General features: G+C 70.1%; 17 protein-coding genes. 6 read left to right on the plus strand and 11 right to left on the minus strand.

Annotated elements, in window-relative coordinates:
• Positions 1-80: 80 nt before the first annotated feature.
• Together guaA and guaB are read right to left on the minus strand one after the other, a co-directional pair.
• A complete protein-coding gene (gene guaA, locus V6M57_RS03750; protein ID WP_332813642.1) occupies positions 81-1,694 on the minus strand; it encodes a glutamine-hydrolyzing GMP synthase in 1,614 nt (537 codons plus the stop codon).
• Between the two features lie 136 nt (positions 1,695-1,830).
• Positions 1,831-3,300 carry an IMP dehydrogenase gene (gene guaB, locus V6M57_RS03755; RefSeq protein WP_332813643.1) on the minus strand — a complete coding sequence of 490 codons (1,470 nt, stop codon included), beginning with the start codon at positions 3,298-3,300 and terminating at the stop codon, positions 1,831-1,833.
• A 139-nt stretch (positions 3,301-3,439) separates the two neighbouring features.
• Here guaB and V6M57_RS03760 point away from each other — a divergent pair, with 139 nt between their 5' ends.
• A complete protein-coding gene (locus V6M57_RS03760; protein WP_332813644.1) occupies positions 3,440-3,952 on the plus strand; it encodes a DUF4124 domain-containing protein in 513 nt (170 codons plus the stop codon).
• A gap of 6 nt (positions 3,953-3,958) precedes the next feature.
• Here the strand turns inward: V6M57_RS03760 and V6M57_RS03765 are convergent, their stop codons facing one another.
• Together V6M57_RS03765 and V6M57_RS03770 are read right to left on the minus strand one after the other, a co-directional pair.
• The gene (locus V6M57_RS03765) at positions 3,959-4,273 is read right to left on the minus strand and encodes an RnfH family protein (protein ID WP_332813645.1); all 315 of its coding nucleotides are present in this window, start codon (positions 4,271-4,273) and stop codon (positions 3,959-3,961) included.
• Between the two features lie 4 nt (positions 4,274-4,277).
• On the minus strand, positions 4,278-4,718 hold the full coding sequence (locus tag V6M57_RS03770) for a type II toxin-antitoxin system RatA family toxin (RefSeq protein ID WP_332813646.1): 441 nt from the start codon (positions 4,716-4,718) through the stop codon (positions 4,278-4,280).
• A 59-nt stretch (positions 4,719-4,777) separates the two neighbouring features.
• Here V6M57_RS03770 and smpB point away from each other — a divergent pair, with 59 nt between their 5' ends.
• The 5 genes from smpB (at position 4,778) to V6M57_RS03795 (ending at position 7,374) form a co-directional block, all read left to right on the plus strand.
• The gene (gene smpB, locus V6M57_RS03775; protein ID WP_332813647.1) at positions 4,778-5,251 is read left to right on the plus strand and encodes an SsrA-binding protein SmpB; all 474 of its coding nucleotides are present in this window, start codon (positions 4,778-4,780) and stop codon (positions 5,249-5,251) included.
• A 76-nt stretch (positions 5,252-5,327) separates the two neighbouring features.
• On the plus strand, positions 5,328-5,726 hold the full coding sequence (locus V6M57_RS03780; protein WP_442968774.1) for a COG4315 family predicted lipoprotein: 399 nt from the start codon (positions 5,328-5,330) through the stop codon (positions 5,724-5,726).
• A 1-nt stretch (position 5,727) separates the two neighbouring features.
• Positions 5,728-6,012 (plus strand): hypothetical protein, encoded by a 285-nt coding sequence (locus tag V6M57_RS03785; protein WP_332813648.1) that lies wholly within the window; start codon positions 5,728-5,730, stop codon positions 6,010-6,012.
• Between the two features lie 11 nt (positions 6,013-6,023).
• The gene (locus V6M57_RS03790; protein ID WP_332813649.1) at positions 6,024-6,551 is read left to right on the plus strand and encodes a sigma-70 family RNA polymerase sigma factor; all 528 of its coding nucleotides are present in this window, start codon (positions 6,024-6,026) and stop codon (positions 6,549-6,551) included.
• 7 nt (positions 6,552-6,558) lie between these two features.
• Positions 6,559-7,374: an anti-sigma factor family protein gene (locus V6M57_RS03795; RefSeq protein WP_332813650.1), complete on the plus strand. Its 816-nt coding sequence runs from the start codon at positions 6,559-6,561 to the stop codon at positions 7,372-7,374.
• 13 nt (positions 7,375-7,387) lie between these two features.
• Here the strand turns inward: V6M57_RS03795 and V6M57_RS03800 are convergent, their stop codons facing one another.
• The 7 genes from V6M57_RS03800 to nusA form a co-directional block, all read right to left on the minus strand.
• The gene (locus V6M57_RS03800; protein WP_332813651.1) at positions 7,388-8,461 is read right to left on the minus strand and encodes an enoyl-CoA hydratase/isomerase family protein; all 1,074 of its coding nucleotides are present in this window, start codon (positions 8,459-8,461) and stop codon (positions 7,388-7,390) included.
• Entirely contained in the window at positions 8,443-9,315 is an 873-nt protein-coding gene (locus V6M57_RS03805) for a DMT family transporter (protein ID WP_332813652.1), read from the minus strand. The genes V6M57_RS03800 and V6M57_RS03805 overlap by 19 nt, the downstream gene beginning before the upstream one ends.
• 182 nt (positions 9,316-9,497) lie before the next feature.
• On the minus strand, positions 9,498-11,330 hold the full coding sequence (typA, locus tag V6M57_RS03810) for a translational GTPase TypA (protein ID WP_332813653.1): 1,833 nt from the start codon (positions 11,328-11,330) through the stop codon (positions 9,498-9,500).
• On the minus strand, positions 11,327-12,289 hold the full coding sequence (gene truB, locus V6M57_RS03815; protein ID WP_332813654.1) for a tRNA pseudouridine(55) synthase TruB: 963 nt from the start codon (positions 12,287-12,289) through the stop codon (positions 11,327-11,329). The genes typA and truB overlap by 4 nt, the downstream gene beginning before the upstream one ends.
• Positions 12,290-12,291: 2 nt before the next feature.
• Entirely contained in the window at positions 12,292-12,660 is a 369-nt protein-coding gene (gene rbfA / locus V6M57_RS03820; protein WP_332813655.1) for a 30S ribosome-binding factor RbfA, read from the minus strand.
• Between the two features lie 108 nt (positions 12,661-12,768).
• Positions 12,769-15,612, minus strand: a complete 2,844-nt coding sequence (gene infB / locus V6M57_RS03825; protein ID WP_332813656.1) for a translation initiation factor IF-2 — start codon at positions 15,610-15,612, stop codon at positions 12,769-12,771.
• A gap of 21 nt (positions 15,613-15,633) precedes the next feature.
• Positions 15,634-16,797, minus strand: a 1,164-nt coding sequence (gene nusA, locus V6M57_RS03830; protein WP_332813657.1) for a transcription termination factor NusA, incomplete at its 5' end; no start/stop codon positions are given.

Genomic DNA, 16,797 nt, shown 5'->3' on the forward strand with positions numbered 1-16,797 from the left:
GCTCAGGCTCCTCCAGGCGCACTGTAGCCGCCCGCCGCGCACTCAGTGATGCGAAGTGCGCATCGCAGCCATGCCGCACCCTACTCCCACTCGATCGTGGCCGGCGGCTTGCTGGACACGTCGTAGGTCACGCGGTTGATGCCGCGCACCTCGTTGATGATGCGGCCCGACACCCTCTTCAGCAGCGCATAGGGCAGCTCGGCCCAGTCGGCGGTCATGAAGTCGCTGGTCTGCACGGCGCGCAACGCCACCACGTAGTCGTAGGTGCGGCCGTCGCCCATCACGCCCACGCTCTTGACCGGCAGGAACACGGCGAAGGCCTGGCTGGTCAGGTCGTACCAGCTCCTGCCGGTCTTGTCGTCGCGGGCGTTGCGCAGTTCCTCGATGAAGATCGCGTCGGCGCGGCGCAGCAGGTCGGCGTACTCCTTCTTCACCTCGCCCAGGATGCGCACGCCCAGCCCCGGGCCGGGGAAGGGATGGCGGTACACCATCTCCGGCGGCAGCCCCAGCGCCACGCCCAGCTCGCGCACCTCGTCCTTGAACAGGTCGCGCAGCGGCTCCAGCAGCTTGAGCCCCAGCTGCTCGGGCAGGCCGCCCACGTTGTGGTGGCTCTTGATGGTGACCGCCTTCTTGCTCTTGCCGCCGCCCGACTCGATGACGTCCGGGTAGATCGTGCCCTGCGCCAGCCAGGCGACGTGCCGCGCGTGGGACTGCCTGATCTTCGCGGCCTCGGCCTTGAATACGTCGACGAACAGGCCGCCGATGATCTTGCGCTTCTGCTCGGGGTCGGCGACTCCGGCCAGTTGGCCCAGGAACAGCTCGCTCGCGTCGACCCGCACCACCCGGGCGTGCAGCTTGCCGGCGAACATGTCCATCACCGTGTCGCCTTCGTCCTGACGCAGCAGGCCGTGGTCGACGAACACGCAGGTCAGCTGGTCGCCGATCGCGCGGTGGATCAGGGCGGCCGCCACCGAGGAGTCGACGCCGCCCGACAGCCCCAGGATCACCTCCTCGTCGCCGACCTGCCGCCGGATCGCCTCCACCGCCTCCGCGACGTGGTCGCGCATCACCCAGTCGGGCCGGGCCTGGCAGATGCCCAGCACGAAGCGCTCCAGGATCGCGCGGCCCTGCACCGTGTGCGTGACCTCGGGATGGAACTGCAGGGCATAGAACCTGCGGGCCTCGTCGGCCATGCCGGCAATCGGGCAGCTGTCGGTCGAGGCCATCAGCCTGAAGCCGGGCGGAAGCTCGGCGACCTTGTCGCCATGGGACATCCACACGTTGAGCATGCCGTGGCCGTCGGAGGTCGTGAAGTCGGCAATGTCGCGCAGCAGCTCGGTGTGGCCGCGGGCGCGCACCGCTGCAAAGCCGAATTCGCGCTTGTGCCCGCCCTCGACCTTGCCACCGAGCTGGTGGGCCATGGTCTGCATGCCATAGCAGATGCCCAGCACCGGCACGCCCAGCTCGAACACCGCCTGCGGCGCCTTGTCGGTGCTCTCCTCGTACACGCTGGCGTGGCTGCCCGAAAGGATCACGCCCTTGAGGCGGCCGTCGGCGGCGTACCGGCGCACCCATTCGTCGCCGACGTCGCAGGGGTGGACCTCCGAATACACGTGCGCCTCGCGCACGCGCCGGGCGATCAGCTGCGTGACCTGCGAGCCGAAATCGAGGATGAGGATCTTGTCGTGTTGCATGTCGGTTGTGATGGCAGCCGCCCCGCCCGCATTGGGCGCCCGGGCGACTGCGGCTTCGATGTCGCGCCCGGGACCCCGGTCTGGGCCTTCCCGCGCCGGACTCGATGCGCCGGTTGCCCGCCGGCCGCCATGAGGCTCAATCCGCCCTGTAGTTCGGCGCTTCCTTGGTGATCTGCACGTCGTGCACGTGGCTCTCGCGCATGCCGGCCGAGGTGATCTCGACGAATTCGGCCTTGCCGCGCATCTCCTCGATGCTGGCGCAGCCGCAGTAGCCCATGGCGGCGCGGATGCCGCCGGCCAGCTGGTAGATGATGGACACCAGCGAGCCCTTGTACGGCACGCGGCCCTCGATGCCTTCGGGCACCAGCTTGTCGGCATTCGGGTTGCCGGTGGTGGCTTCCTGGAAGTAGCGGTCGGCGCTGCCCTGCTGCATCGCGCCGATCGAGCCCATGCCCCGGTAGCTCTTGTAGCTGCGGCCCTGGAACAGGACGATCTCGCCCGGCGCCTCCTCCGTGCCGGCGAACATGCCGCCCGCCATCACCGTCTGCGCGCCCGCGGCGATGGCCTTGGCAATGTCACCCGAGTAGCGGATGCCGCCGTCGGCGATCAGCGGCACGCCGCTGCCGGCCAGCGCCGTGGCCACGTTGTCGATGGCCGTGATCTGCGGCACGCCCACGCCGGCCACGATGCGGGTGGTGCAGATCGAGCCCGGGCCGATGCCGACCTTCACGGCGTCGGCGCCGGCCTCGACCAGCGCGCGTGCCGCGCCGCCGGTGGCGATGTTGCCGCCGATCACCTCCACGTCCGGGTAGTTCTGCTTGACCCAGCGCACCCGCTCGATCACGCCCTTGCTGTGGCCGTGCGCGGTGTCGACCACGACGACGTCGACGCCCGCCCGCACCAGCGCCTCGACGCGCTCCTCGGTGCCCTCGCCGACGCCGACGGCGGCGCCCACGCGCAGGCGGCCCGACGCATCGCGCGCGGCATTGGGGAAGCTGGTCTGCTTGGTGATGTCCTTGACGGTGATCAGGCCCTTGAGCTCGAAGGACTCGTCGACCACCAGCAGCCGCTCCAGCTTGTGCTTGTTCAGCAGCGCCTTGGCCTGCGCCGGCGTGGTGCCCTCCGGCACCGTGATCAGGCGCTCGCGCGGGGTCATGATCTTGCGGACCGGCACGTCGTAGCGCGTCTCGAAGCGCAGGTCGCGCCCGGTCACGATGCCCACGACCTTGCCGCCGTCGACCACCGGGAAGGCGGAAAAGCCCACCTGCTCCGACAGCCCCAGCACCTGCAGCACGGTGTGGTCGGGCGTGATGACCACCGGCTCGCGCACGACGCCCGATTCGTAGCGCTTGACGCGCAGCACCTCGGCGGCCTGCTGCTGCGGCGTGAGATTCTTGTGGACGATGCCGATGCCGCCCTCCTGCGCCATCGCGATCGCCAGCCGGGCCTCGGTCACCGTGTCCATGGCGGCGGACACGAGCGGCAGGTTCAGGGAGATGTTGCGGGTGAAGCGCGTCGCGAGGGAGGTGTCCTTGGGCAGGACCTGGGAGAACGCCGGGACCAGCAACACATCGTCGAAGGTCAGCGCTTTGCCGAGAAGGCGCATGTCAGGGCTCCAAAAAAAGGATTGTATCCAGGCACCTTGGTACTAACCCGGGTGGCCCGCGTCGCGCGGTGGTGACGCTCCGGGCCCGGGGACGCCGCGTCGCCTTGGGACGGTCGGGTTGCGCCGCTACACTGCCGCCATGACCGCCCTTCGCGCCCTCGCCCTCGCCTGCATCTGCGTCCTGCCGCTGGCTGCCTCCGCGCAGTGGCAGTGGGTGGACCAGGACGGCCGCCGCGTGTTCAGCGACAAGGCTCCGCCGCCGGAGGTGCCCGAGAAGAACATCCTGCGCCGCCCCGGCATGCGCGCGGCCGCGTCGGCCGCCCCCCTCGCGGCGGCCTCCGCTCCCGCGCCGGCCAGGGCCGTTGCTGCGAACGTGCCGAAGATCAGCGGCAAGGACAAGGTCCTGGAAGAGCGAAAGAAGCAGGCCGAGGCCGCCGAGGCCGAGAAGAAGAAGGCGCAGGAGGAAGAGGTCGCCAGGGCCCAGGCCGACAATTGCACCCGCGCCCGCCAGGGCAAGGCCCAGTACGACTCGGGCCAGCGCATCGCCCGCGTCAACGACAAGGGCGAGCGCGAGATCCTGGACGACAACCAGCGCGCCGCCGAAGTCAAGCGCCTGCAGGAAGTCATCGCGCGCGATTGCAAGGGCGCCTGAGGCCGCTCAATACCCCGGCTTGGCGCCCGGGCGCCGGCGGGCGAACAGGCCGGCGCCGCGGCTGCCCTGCCGCTGGAACCGCTCACGGCGCGCCAGCTTCGGGTCCACGCGCAACGGACGGGCGACCTCCACCCGGTCGCCCTCGCGCAGCGGTTGCGAAGCCGGCGCCCTGCGCCCCCACACGCCTGCCGCCTCGCCCTCGGCCAGGGCCAGCCCGCAGGCCTGCAAGGCGTCTGCGACGGTCGATCCTGCGGCCAGTTCCAGCGCCTGTTCGCGCACCTGGCGCGGCCCGGGCGAGTGCATCACGGTCACGCGCAGCATGGCGTCAGCCGTAGACGTGCTCGGCCCGCTTGACGAAGGCATCGACCAGGTTGCCGGCGATGCGGTCGAACACCGGCCCGACGACGGCGGCCAGGGTGCCGCTCTGGAAGCCGTAATTCAGGTCCAGTTCCACCTTGCAGGCGCGGGTGCCGTCGTTGCCCACGGGCAGGAAATTCCAGCGTCCGTCGAGGTTGGAGAACGGCCCGTCGACCAGCTTCATGCCCACGTGCCGTCCGGGCACGTGGTCGTTTCGGGTGGTGAAGCTCTGGCGGACGCCGGCGAAGGCGATGCCGATTTCGGCCTTCATGCCGGCCGGGTCCTCCTCCAGCACCTGCGCGTGGTCGCACCAGGGCAGGAACTTGGGGTACTGCGCGACGTCGGTGACCAGCGTGAACATCTCTTCCGCGCTGTACCAGATGAGCACGGAACGGTGGACGGTTTTCATACGAGAATGCAGCCCTCCGCGGGATTGTAGATTCGGCCTGCGCTCCCCATCTGTCAGCCATGGCCCAAAAGCAGGACGGCGCCGCGCGCATCGCCGACAACAAGAAAGCCGCGTTCAACTACTTCTTCGAGGAGCGCTTCGAGGCCGGCATGGTGCTGGAAGGCTGGGAAGTCAAGGCGCTGCGCGAAGGCAAGGTCCAGCTCACCGACGGCTACGTGGTGGTGCGCAACGGCGAGCTGTTCCTGATCGGCTGCCTGATCAACCCGCTCAGGACCGCCTCCACCCACGTCAACCCCGAGGCGGCGCGCACCCGCAAGCTGCTGATGAAGAAGGACGAGATCCGGCGGCTGATCGGCAAGGTGGAGCAAAAGGGCTACACGCTGGTGCCGATCAACCTGCACTGGAAGGGCGGAAGGGTCAAGTGCGAGGTGGCGCTGGCCAAGGGCAAGGCCGAACACGACAAGCGCGACACCATCCGCGACCGCGAGGGCAAGCGCGAGGTCGAGCGCGCCATGAAGAGCCGCAACCGCTAGGGTTGCGGCCGGCCCCGGCGGGAATAAACCGCCCCGCGGCGTCGTTCATGCGGCAGGAACACCCTGGAGAAACCCCATGAACCTGCCCCGCCTGTCCCTCACCCTGGCCACCCTGGCCCTAGCCGGCGGCCTCGGCGCCTGCTCCTCGATGGCCACCGATGCCCCGGCGGCGCCGGCCCGGGTCGCCGACGGCGCCCTGGTCGGCCCCAACGGCATGACCCTGTACACCTTCGACCGCGACGCCGCCGGCAGCGGCAAATCGGTCTGCAACGGGCCCTGCGCCACCAACTGGCCACCCCTGATGGCGCGAGCCGGCGCAGGCAACTCGGGCAACTGGACCGTCGTCACGCGCGACGACGGCAGCAAGCAGTGGGCCTACAAGGGCAAGCCGGTCTACTACTGGATCAAGGACACCAAGGCCGGCGACCGCACCGGCGACGGCGTCAACAACGCCTGGCGCATCGCCCGGCCCTGACATGGGCGAGGCCCTGGGAAGCTTTGCGCACGAGGTCGAGGACCTGCGTGCCATGCTGCTCGCGCAGCTGCAAGGCTGCCGCAACGAGCAGGCCATGCGCCTGCGCCTGAGGGCGCGCTGCACCTGCGACGCGCGAGCGTTCTGGCACCTGCGCCCGCGCCTGATGCAGGCGGTGGCGGCCGAGCACGGCGAGGTGCAGGCCCGCCGCAGCGTGGCCGCGCTGGACGCGGTGCTGCGCCGCCACTGGCCGGAAGCCCCGGTGTCGCGGCCGGCCCCGTTGCGCTAGCCTCCGCAGCCATGCAGGCCGGCGAGCTCGAGGCACAGATCCCGCAGTTGCGACGCTACGCGCGCGCGCTGACGGGCGATGCCTGGGCCGCCGACGACCTGGTGCAGGACACGCTGGAGCGGGCCTGCGACCGCTGGCAGCTCTGGAAAGCCGGCAGCGACCTGCGCGCATGGCTGTTCACGCTGATGCACAACCTGTTCATCGACGGCGCCCGGCGGGCGCTGCGCCAGGCCGGGCAGCGGGTCGACATCGATGACGCGGCGCCGGAGCTGGCCGCCCCGCCCGCCGCCACCGACCAGCTGCTGGACCTGCAGCGCTGCCTGATGCGGCTGCCGGAGGAACAAAGGGAGGTGCTGCTGCTGGTCACCCTGCAGGACCTGAGCTACGAGGAAGTGGCACGCGTCACCGGAACGCCGATCGGCACCGTGATGTCGCGCCTGTCGCGCGCGCGCAGCCGGCTGCGCGAGCTGATGGAAGGCACGCCCCCGGCCGGGTCCTCCTCTGCGCCCGCCGTGCTGCCCTTCAAGCGCATGAAATGAGTTGCCCATGAAACAGGACCCCTCGCCCCCGGACGAAGCCAGGCTGCACGCGCTGGTCGACGGGCGCCTGCCGGCCGCCGGGCAGCAGGAGGTGCAGGCGCAGCTCGCCGCCGACCCGGAGGCCGCGCGCACGGCCCAGGCGTGGCAGGCGCAGCGCGACGCCTTGCGAGCGCTGCATGCGGACGTGCTGCAGGAGCCGGTGCCACCCGCGCTGGCGCAGGCCGCCCGCCAGATCGGCCTCGAGCGCCACCGCGTGGACCGCTGGCAGCGCTGGGGCGGCATGGCCGCCTCCGTCGCGCTGGCCTTCGTGGCGGGCTGGCTCGCCCACCTCCAGTGGGGCGGCAGCGGTGGCGAGCTGCTCGCCCGCGGCAGCCGGCCGCTGAACGACTTCGGCCGCCAGGCGCTGGTCGCCCACGTGGTCTATTCGCCCGAGGTGCGGCACCCGGTGGAAGTGCCGGCGGCGCAGCAGGAGCACCTGGTGCAGTGGTTGTCCAGGCGGCTGGGCCGGACCCTGAGGGTGCCCGACCTGTCGGCCCAGGGCTACGAGCTGGTCGGCGGCCGGCTGCTGCCCGGCGAACAGGGTGCGCGGGCGCAGTTCATGTACCAGAACGCGCGCGCCGAACGCGTCACGCTCTACGTCGGCGCGCTGGCGGCCGGCAAGGGCGGCAGCGCCGCGTCCGGAGAGACGGCCTTCCGCTTCACCCAGGACGGCGGCACCGCCGGCTTCTACTGGGTCGACCAGGGCTTCGGCTATGCCCTGGCCGGCCGGCTGGACCGGGCCCAGCTGCTGCCGCTGGCCGAGAGCGTCTACCGGCAGCTCTGAGCGGCGGCCGCCCTCAATCCAGGCCGCGCAGCGGATGCGCATGCGCCGGCCAGGGACTGCGGAAGAACGGTTCGACCATCTCCGGCGTGACGTCTTCGATCCGCGCGGGGTTCCAGCGCGGCGAATGGTCCTTGTCGATCGCCAGCGCCCGCACCCCCTCCACCGTCTCGCTGGCGCCCGGGCGCAGGTGGAAGCAGTGGCGCACCAGGTCGCGCTCCATGCGCAGGTCGTCGGCCAGGCCCAGGCCGCGGGCCCGGCGAACCTGCTCCAGCACCACGTGCAGCATCAGGGGCGAACGCCTGCGCAGCACGGCAGCCGTGTGGCCGGCCCATTCGGACCCGCCGGCCTCGAGCGCAGCCACGATCTCGCGCACGCTGCCCAGTGCGAACACTTCATCGATTTCGGGGCGGTGGTCCGCCAGCCTGGACCCCTCCACCCGCTGCGGGGTCGGCACGGCCGCGGGGCCCTCGCCGGCCAGGCGATCCCACAGCGACGGCAGGTCCGCCGAAGGCACGGCCACGTCGGCCAGGCGCGCATCGACCGCGTCGGCCGCGGCGATCACCTCGCCCGTCAGCGCCAGGTACTCGCCCAGGCGCCCCGGGCAGCGCGAGAGGAAGTAGCCGCCGCCCACATCGGGGAACAGGCCGATGCCGGTCTCGGGCATGGCCATCTTCGTGCGCTCGCTGACGATGCGGCAGCGCGCGCCCTGCGAGATGCCCATGCCGCCGCCCATCACGATGCCGTCCATGAAGGCGACGTAGGGCTTCGGATAGTGGTGCACCAGGTGGTTGAGCGTGTACTCCTCGGTGAAGAAGTCCTCCAGCTGCGGGTTGCCCGCCAGCGCCGCGGCATGGAAGAAGCGGATGTCGCCGCCCGCGCAGAAGGCGCCGAAGGGACCCTCCTTGCCGGCACCGCGGATCGTCACCACCTCCACGCGCGGGTCGTTGCGCCAGGCCAGCAGCGTGGCCGTGAGCTCGCGGATCATGCCCAGCGACAGGGCGTTCAGCGCTTTCGGGCGGTCCAGCGTGATGCGGCCGGCCTTGCCCGCCACTTCGGTCTTCAGTTCGTTCATGCGCGTTGCTTCCATCCGATCAGTTCATTCGTCACCAGGGCGCCGATCACCAGCGCGCCGCCGGCCAGCACGGCCTGGGTGGGGGCCTCGCCCGCTCCGACCCAGGCCAGCACGATCCCGAAGATCACCTCCAACAGCGCCAGCAGCGCGATTTCGGGTGCCTTGAGCACCCGGGCGCAGGCCACGGCCAGGGCGCAGGGGATCGCCAGCTGCACCAGTCCCAGCAGAGCGAGCCATCCGATGTCGTGTGCCGAGGCCTGGAAGGGCACGGCCAGCGGCAGCGTGTAGGCCGAGGACAGCACGGCGCCGATCAGCACCGCCGGGACGAGGTCGACGTTCTGTCCCTGCGCGTGCGAGCGCTGGGTGACGGTCCAGTTGATCGCCCCGGCCAGCGGCACGCACAGGGCCACCAGGGTGCCCGCGAGGTGCCCGCCGGAGACCTGGGCGCCGTACATCCAGGCGATGCCGGCGCCGGCCACCGCGATGGCGGCCCAGGTGCGCGCCGGGATGCGATGGCCGATGAAGGCGCGCGCGACCAGCGCGGTGAGAAAGGGTCCCACCGACATGGTGACCAGCACGTTGGCGACGCTGGTCAGCGTGAGGGCCACCATGAAGGCGGTGAACATCACGCTCCAGCACAGCCCGGAGAGCCACAGGGCGGCGCCGCCGGCCCGCAGCCGGGCGAACAGGGCACGCCCCTGCACGAACGGCAGGATCACCAGCAGCGAAAGCACCGTGAAGAAGCTGCGCCAGAACGTGATTTCGAAGCTGCGCGCGTGCTCCAGTTGCCGCGTGACCACGCCGGCGATGGACCACATCAGGGTGACGCCGACCATCAGGAACACGGCGCGGGAGTGGGTGAGTTTCATTGTTGTCGGTCGGCCGGAATGCAGAGCTTGCGGCGGCATTGTCGTCTTGCCCGCGGGCGCCTGCCGTGTCAGGCCGGGCTTGACCCGGCATCCACCACCGTCTCTTGGTTCGTGACAACGCTTGTCGTCATCCCGCGGACGCCGGGATCCATCTCCATGCCGCCCGCACGGGCAACGCCCCGCTACGCCGCCTCGCGCATCGCCCGCTTGCGCTCGTGCTCCTTCAGGTGCCGCTTGCGCAGCCGGATCGACCGGGGCGTGATCTCCACCAGCTCGTCGTCCTCGATGAACTCGACGCCGTACTCGAGGGTCAGCTCGATCGGCGGCGTGATCTTGATCGCGTCCTCCTTGCCCGAGACGCGGAAGTTGGTCAGCTGCTTGGTGCGCGTCGCGTTGACCACCAGGTCGTTGTCGCGGCTGTGGACGCCGACGATCATGCCCTCGTAGACCGGGTCGTTGGCGCGCACGAACATGCGGCCGCGGTCGTCCAGCTTGCCCAGCGCATAGGTGAAGATCTCGCCGTCGTCCATGGAAATCAGCACGCCGTTCTTGCGCCCGCCGATCTCGCCGCGGAACGGCTCGTAGCGGTCGAAGATGTTGGAGATCAGGCCGGAGCCGCGCGTGAGGTTCAGGAACTCGTTGGAAAAGCCGATCAGCCCGCGCGCCGGGATGCGGTATTCCAGCCGCACCCGCCCGCGGCCGTCCGGCTCCATGTTCACCAGGTCGCCCTTGCGCTCGCCCAGGGCCTGCATCACGCCGCCCTGGTGCTGCTCCTCGATGTCCACCGTGACCAGTTCGATCGGCTCGTGGCGCACGCCGTCGACCTCCTTCAGGACCACCCGCGGCTTGGACACCGCCAGCTCGTAGCCCTCGCGGCGCATGTTCTCCAGCAGGATCGTCAGGTGCAGCTCGCCGCGCCCCGCCACTTCGAACACGCCCTCCTCGTCGGTCTCCTTGACGCGCAGCGCGACGTTCGACTGCAGCTCCTTCTGCAGCCGGTCCCAGATCTGGCGGCTGGTGACGAACTTGCCCTCGCGGCCGGCCAGCGGGCTGGTGTTGACGCAGAAGTTCATGGTCAGGGTCGGCTCATCGACCCTGAGCATGGGCAGCGGCGCCGGGTTGGCCGGATCGGTGACGGTCACGCCGATGCCGATGTCGGGGATGCCGTTGATCAGCACGATCTCGCCTGGCCCCGCCTCGGCCGCCTGCACGCGCTCCAGGCCCTGGAAGGTGAGCACCTGGTTGACGCGCCCCTTGTACGAGCGACCGTCCGGGCCTTCCATCACCAGCACGTCGGTCGCCGGGCGCAGGGTGCCGGCGTTGATGCGGCCGACGCCGATGCGGCCGACGAAGGTGGAGAAGTCGAGCGCCGAGATCTGCAGCTGCAGCGGCGCCGCCGGATCGCCCGCGTGGGCCGGCACGTGCTCCAGGATGGTGTCGAACAGCGCCGACATGTCCGGGCCCCACTGCTCGCCGAATTCGCCTTGCTCCAGCGAGCTCCAGCCATTGATGCCGGAGGCGTACACCACCGGGAAATCCAGTTGCTCGTCGCTGGCGCCGAGCTTGTCGAACAGGTCGAAGGCGGCGTTGATCACCTTGTCCGGCGCGGCGCCGGGCTTGTCGACCTTGTTGACCACCACGATCGGGCGCAAGCCCAGGGCCAGCGCCTTCTTGGTCACGAAGCGCGTCTGCGGCATCGGCCCTTCCTGGGCATCGATCAGCAGCAGCACGCCGTCGACCATGGACAGGGCCCGCTCGACCTCGCCGCCGAAGTCCGCGTGGCCGGGGGTGTCGACGATGTTGATGTGGGTGCCCTTCCAGCTGACGGCGCAGTTCTTTGCCAGGATGGTGATGCCGCGCTCGCGCTCGATGGCGTTGTTGTCCATCACGGTGTCGACCACCTTCTCGTGCGAGGCGAAGGTGCCCGACTGGCGCAGCAGCTGGTCGACCATGGTGGTCTTGCCATGGTCGACGTGGGCGATGATGGCGATGTTGCGGATCTGTTGGGTGCTCATGGTTGCTTGGCATGCCCGCTGGCATGCAGGATTTGCTGGATTTCGATGGGGCTCAGCAGACGCCCCGGAATCAGTTCGCCGCCCTTGGCATGGGCCGTGCCGAGGAGGACGGAATCGGGCGAGAAGACCGCCACCCGCCCGGCATCGCCCCAGGGGCCGCGCCGGCGCAGCCCGGACAGGAATCGCCCGGCGTCGTCCGCCCCGAGCCCGACGCGCACGTGCCCGTCCAGCAGCGCCTCGGGCGGCAGCAGCGCGGCCTCGCGCCCCGCCTCATCCAGGGCGGCAAAGCCGTCCAGGGTGACGCACTGCGACACGTCGAATGGCCCCGTAGCCATGCGCCGCAGCGAGGACAGATGCGCCCCGCAGCCGAGCGCCTCGCCGATGTCCTCGCCGAGCGTGCGGATGTAGGTGCCCTTGCTCACGCGCGCCGTGAAGCGGATCACAGCGCGGCCGCCCTCCTCGGCCAGGGCCAGCCGCAGCTCGTGCACGACGATGTCGCGGGCCTCGCGTTCGACCGCCTGGCCGGCCCGCGCGTACTCGTACAGGGCCTTGCCGTCCTTCTTCAGCGCGCTGTGCATGGGCGGCACCTGGCGCAGCGGCCCGGTGAAGCGGCGCTGGACCTCGGCCAGCTGCTGCGGCGTGATCGCCGGCACCGGGCGCTCGGACACGATCCCTCCTTCGGCATCGCCGGTGGCCGTCTTCAGGCCGAGCACGGCCACGGCCTCGTAGGTCTTGTCCGCGTCCAGGTGCAGCTGGCTGAACTTGGTCGCCGCGCCGAAGCACAGCGGCAGCACGCCGGTGGCCAGCGGGTCCAGCGTGCCGGTGTGGCCGGCCTTCTCGGCGCGCAGCAGCCACTTGCATTTCTGCAGCGCGTCGTTGCTCGACAGGCCCTTGGGCTTGTCCAGCAGCAGCACCCCGTGCACGGGGCGCCTCACGACCCGTGCCCGTGGTGCGCCCATGCTTACGCCTCGCCGTCTTTGGAACGGGACGCGACCGCGCGGGCGATCAGCGCGTTCATGTCGGCCGCGCGCTCGGTGGTGCGGTCGAACTGGAAATGCAGCGTGGGCACCGTGTGGATGTGCAGGCGCTTGAACAGGCCGTTGCGCAGGAACCCGGCCGCGTGGTTGAGGGCTTCCTCGCATTCGTGCGGGTCGCCCTTGAGCACGCTGAAGAACACCTTGGCGTGGGCGTAGTCGGGCGTGACCTCGACCGCGCTGAGCGTGACCATGCCCAGCCGCGGGTCCTTGACCTCGCGGATCAGCTCGGCCAGGTCGCGCTGGATCTGGTCCGCGACCTGGTAGCTGCGATTGGGCTTGGTGCTTCGCTTCATGACTTCGGCACTACGCGCCTCGCAGGACAGATGACGAACGACAAACGACGAACGACCGCGGTCATTTGTCATTCACGGCGCGCAGCGCCGAGGTCATTCGTCATCGAGTCACAACGTGCGGGCGACCTCCTTGATCTCGAAGAACTCGAGCTGGTCGCCTTCCTTGATGTCGTTGTAGTTCTTCAGCTTGATGCCGCACTCGAAGCCTTCCTTGACCTCGCGCACGTCGTCCTTCATCCGCTTGAGCGACTCGATCTCGCCGGTGTAGATCACCACGTTGTCGCGCAACAGGCGGAAGTGCGCCGAGCGCGTGACCATCCCGGAGGTGATGTACGAGCCCGCCACCGTGCCGATCTTCGACGCCACGAACACGGTCCGGATCTCCGCCGTGCCGATGACTTCCTCGCGCTTCTCCGGCGCCAGCATCCCCGACATCGCGGTCTTCAGTTCGTCGACCGCGTCGTAGATGATGCTGTAGTAGCGGATGTCCACGCCGTTGCCCTCGGCCAGCTTGCGCGCGCCGGCGTCGGCGCGCACGTTGAAGCCGATGATCACCGCCTTGGAGGCGATCGCCAGGTTGACGTCCGACTCGCTGACGCCGCCCACGGCCGCGTAGACCAGCTGCACCTTGACCTCGTCGGTCGACAGCTTGACCAGCGACTGCGACAGCGCTTCCTGCGAACCCTGCACGTCGGCCTTGACGATGATGGGCAGCGTCTTGACCTCGCCCGCCGTCATGTCCGAGAACATGTTCTCCAGCTTGGCCGCCTGCTGCTTGGCCAGCTTGGTGTTGCGGAACTTGCCGGCGCGGTAGGTGGCGATCTCGCGCGCGCGGCGCTCGTCGCCCAGCACCATGAACTCGTCGCCCGCCTGCGGCACCTCGGTCAGGCCCTGGATCTCCACCGGGATCGACGGGCCGGCCGACTTGATGGTCTTGCCGTTCTCGTCGAGCATGGCGCGCACGCGGCCATAGGTCTGGCCGGCCAGCACCACGTCGCCCACCTTCAGGGTGCCCGACTGCACCAGCACCGTGGCCACCGGGCCGCGGCCCTTGTCCAGCTGGGCTTCGATGACCAGGCCCTTGGCGGCGGCATCCACCGGCGCCGTCAGCTCCAGCACTTCGGCCTGCAGCAGCACCTGCTCCAGCAGGTCGTCGATGCCCTGGCCGGTGATGGCGGAGACGTTGACGAACGGCGAATCGCCGCCGTACTCCTCCGGCACCACCTCCTCGGCCACCAGCTCCTGCTTGACGCGGTCGGGGTTGGCCGAAGGCTTGTCGATCTTGTTGACGGCCACCACGATGGGCACGCCCGCCGCCTTGGCATGCTTGACCGCCTCGCGGGTCTGCGGCATCACGCCGTCGTCGGCCGCCACCACCAGGATCACGATGTCCGTGGCCTGGGCGCCGCGGGCACGCATGGCGGTGAAGGCCTCGTGGCCGGGGGTGTCCAGGAAGGACACCACGCCGCGCGGCGTCTCCACGTGGTAGGCGCCGATGTGCTGGGTGATCCCGCCGGCCTCGCCCGCGGCCACCTTGGCGCGCCGGATGTAGTCGAGCAGCGAGGTCTTGCCGTGGTCGACGTGGCCCATGACGGTGACCACCGGCGCGCGCGGCAGCGCTTCGGCGTCGGCCTGCGACACCTCCTCCTCGGTGAAGGCCTCCGGATCGTCGAGCTCCGCGGTCAGGGCCTTGTGGCCCATTTCCTCGACCACGATCATGGCCGTGTCCTGGTCCAGCGGCTGGTTGATGGTGACCATCTGGCCCATCTTCATCAGGGCCTTGATCACCTCGGAGGCCTTGATCGCCATCTTGTGCGCCAGCTCGGCGACCGTGATGGTCTCCGGCACGTGCACTTCGATCACGCGGTGCTCGACCTGCATCGGCGGCGAATCGTCGCGCTGGTCGCGCTCGGCGCCGCGGCGCCCGCGCGGGCCGCCGCGCCAGCTGTTGCGACCGACGCCGCCGGAGGCGTCGCCGCGGGTCGGGATCGCCTTCTTCTTGGACGGGTCGGCGGCCCAGCTGGACGACAGCTTGGCCGACTTGACTTCCTTGCCGGCGCCGGGCGCCGCCGGGGCGCCCGGGCGCGCGGTGACGGCCGGCTTGTGCAGCGTGCCCTTGGCCGCCGGCTTGCCGGCCTCGCCCGGCTTGGCCGCGGCCCTGGATTCTTCCGGCTTCTTGGCCACCAGCACCTTGCGTGGCGCGGCCATCATGGCGCGGATCGCCTCGGCCTCGGCCAGCGCCTTGCGGCGGCGGTCTTCCAGGTCCTTGGCGCGGGCGGCCTCCTCGTCGGCGCGAGCCTTGGACTCGGCCTCGGCACGGGCACGGGCCTCGGCTGCGGCGGCGGCGCGCTCGGCCGCGGCGGCAGCCGCTTCGGCGCCGGCCTCGGCCTGGGCGCTGGCCGCAGCCGCGCGCTTGGCCTCTTCGCCGGCCGCGTAGGCGGCGGCGCGCTCGGCGGCCTCGCGTTCGCGCTGCTCCAGCTCCTCGCGCTGGCGGCGCTTCTCGGCCAGGTCTTCTTCCTGGCGGCGGATCAGCTCGGCCTGCCGGCGCGCCTCTTCCTCGCGGCGGGCCAGCTCGGCCTCGTCGATGCGCGGCGCGGGTGGCGGTCGCAGCTCGGCTTCGGGCGCTTCCACCACGGCGGTGTCGCTGCCGTCATCGCGCTTGACGAAGGTGCGCTTCTTGCGCACCTCCACCTGGATCGTGCGGGCCTTGCCGCTGGCGTCGGCCTGCTTGATCTCGCTGGTGGACTTCTTGACCAGGGTGATCTTCTTGCGCTCGGGCGCGGCGGTGCCGTGGCTGGCCTGCAGGTAGCCCAGCAGCTTCTGCTTGTCCGCTTCGGACAGCGCGTCGGTCGGTGCCGACTTGGACACGCCGGCGCTGCGCAGCTGCTCCAGCAGCGTCTGGGGTGATTTCTTGAGCTCGCTCGCGAACTCGGCGACGGTCGTACTGGACATGGGTGTTTCGACCCTCCCCTCTTACTCTTGCGCGGCGGGAGCGCTGGTGAACCAGTGCTCGCGCGCCTTCATGATCAGGGCGGTGGCTTCGTCGGCCGACTGCCCGGTAATCTCGGTCAATTCGTCCACGGCCAGGTCGGCCAGGTCGTCGCGCGTGTGCACGCCGGCCTCGGCCAGCCGGCCGATCAGCTGCGGGTTCAGCCCGTCCAGGTCGCGCAGGTCCTGCGAAACCTCGTCGACGCGCTCCTCGCGCTTGATTTCCATGGTCAGCAGCGCGTCCTTGGCGCGGGCGCGCAGCTCCTGCACGGTCTCCTCGTCGAAGGACTCGATCTCCAGCATCTCCTGGATCGGCACGTAGGCCACTTCCTCCAGGCTGGTGAAGCCCTCGGAGATCAGGATGTCGGCGATCTCCTCGTCGACGTCGAGCTTCTCCATGAACAGGGTGCGGATGGCGCTGCTCTCCTCGGCCTGCTTCTGGGCCGATTCGTTGGCGTCCATGATGTTGATCTTCCAGCCGGTCAGCTCGGACGCCAGCCGCACGTTCTGGCCGCCGCGGCCGATGGCGATGGCGAGGTTCTCCTCGTCGACCACCACGTCCATCGCGTGCTTTTCCTCGTCGACCACGATGGAGGAGACGTTGGCGGGGGCGAGCGCACCGATCACGAACTGCGCCGGGTCGTCGGACCACAGCACGATGTCCACCCGCTCGCCGGCCAGCTCGTTGGTGACCGCGTTGACGCGGGTGCCGCGCACGCCGACGCAGGTGCCGATCGGGTCGACCCGCTTGTCGTGCGACAGCACGGCGATCTTGGCGCGGCTGCCGGGGTCGCGCGCGCAGCTCTTGATCTCCAGCAGGCCCTGCTCGATCTCGGGCACCTCCTGGCGGAACAGCTCGATCATGAACTCGGGCGCCGCGCGCGACAGGATGATGGGGGCGCCGCGCAGCGTCAGGTCGACCTCCATGATCATGGCGCGCACGCGGTCGCCGTTGCGCAGGTTCTCCTTGGGGATCATCTCGCCTCGTCGCAGCCGGCCCTCCACGCGGCCGCTCTCGACGATCACGTCGCCCTTGTCCATGCGCTTGACGGTGCCCACGAAGATCTTGTCGCCGCGCGACATGAAGTCGTTCAGCAGCATCTCGCGCTCGGCGTCGCGGATCTTCTGCAGGATCACCTGCTTGGCCGC

Origin of the sequence: Ramlibacter sp., from assembly GCF_036676645.1 — a bacterium.
Lineage (GTDB): Bacteria > Pseudomonadota > Gammaproteobacteria > Burkholderiales > Burkholderiaceae_C > Ramlibacter.

Bases quoted from the DNA above. Each gene is read 5' to 3' on its own strand.
- V6M57_RS03760 (WP_332813644.1), top strand. From the start codon at position 3,440: ATGACCGCCCTTCGCGCCCTCGCCCTCGCCTGCATCTGCGTCCTGCCG.
- V6M57_RS03805 (WP_332813652.1), bottom strand. From the start codon at position 9,315: ATGAAACTCACCCACTCCCGCGCCGTGTTCCTGATGGTCGGCGTCACC.
- guaA (WP_332813642.1), bottom strand. From the start codon at position 1,694: ATGCAACACGACAAGATCCTCATCCTCGATTTCGGCTCGCAGGTCACG.
- V6M57_RS03795 (WP_332813650.1), top strand. From the start codon at position 6,559: ATGAAACAGGACCCCTCGCCCCCGGACGAAGCCAGGCTGCACGCGCTG.
- V6M57_RS03800 (WP_332813651.1), bottom strand. From the start codon at position 8,461: ATGGAAGCAACGCGCATGAACGAACTGAAGACCGAAGTGGCGGGCAAG.
- V6M57_RS03770 (WP_332813646.1), bottom strand. From the start codon at position 4,718: ATGAAAACCGTCCACCGTTCCGTGCTCATCTGGTACAGCGCGGAAGAG.
- V6M57_RS03780 (WP_442968774.1), top strand. From the start codon at position 5,328: ATGAACCTGCCCCGCCTGTCCCTCACCCTGGCCACCCTGGCCCTAGCC.
- rbfA (WP_332813655.1), bottom strand. From the start codon at position 12,660: ATGAAGCGAAGCACCAAGCCCAATCGCAGCTACCAGGTCGCGGACCAG.
- guaB (WP_332813643.1), bottom strand. From the start codon at position 3,300: ATGCGCCTTCTCGGCAAAGCGCTGACCTTCGACGATGTGTTGCTGGTC.
- V6M57_RS03765 (WP_332813645.1), bottom strand. From the start codon at position 4,273: ATGCTGCGCGTGACCGTGATGCACTCGCCCGGGCCGCGCCAGGTGCGC.
- V6M57_RS03790 (WP_332813649.1), top strand. From the start codon at position 6,024: ATGCAGGCCGGCGAGCTCGAGGCACAGATCCCGCAGTTGCGACGCTAC.
- smpB (WP_332813647.1), top strand. From the start codon at position 4,778: ATGGCCCAAAAGCAGGACGGCGCCGCGCGCATCGCCGACAACAAGAAA.
- V6M57_RS03785 (WP_332813648.1), top strand. From the start codon at position 5,728: ATGGGCGAGGCCCTGGGAAGCTTTGCGCACGAGGTCGAGGACCTGCGT.
- truB (WP_332813654.1), bottom strand. From the start codon at position 12,289: ATGGGCGCACCACGGGCACGGGTCGTGAGGCGCCCCGTGCACGGGGTG.
- typA (WP_332813653.1), bottom strand. From the start codon at position 11,330: ATGAGCACCCAACAGATCCGCAACATCGCCATCATCGCCCACGTCGAC.
- infB (WP_332813656.1), bottom strand. From the start codon at position 15,612: ATGTCCAGTACGACCGTCGCCGAGTTCGCGAGCGAGCTCAAGAAATCA.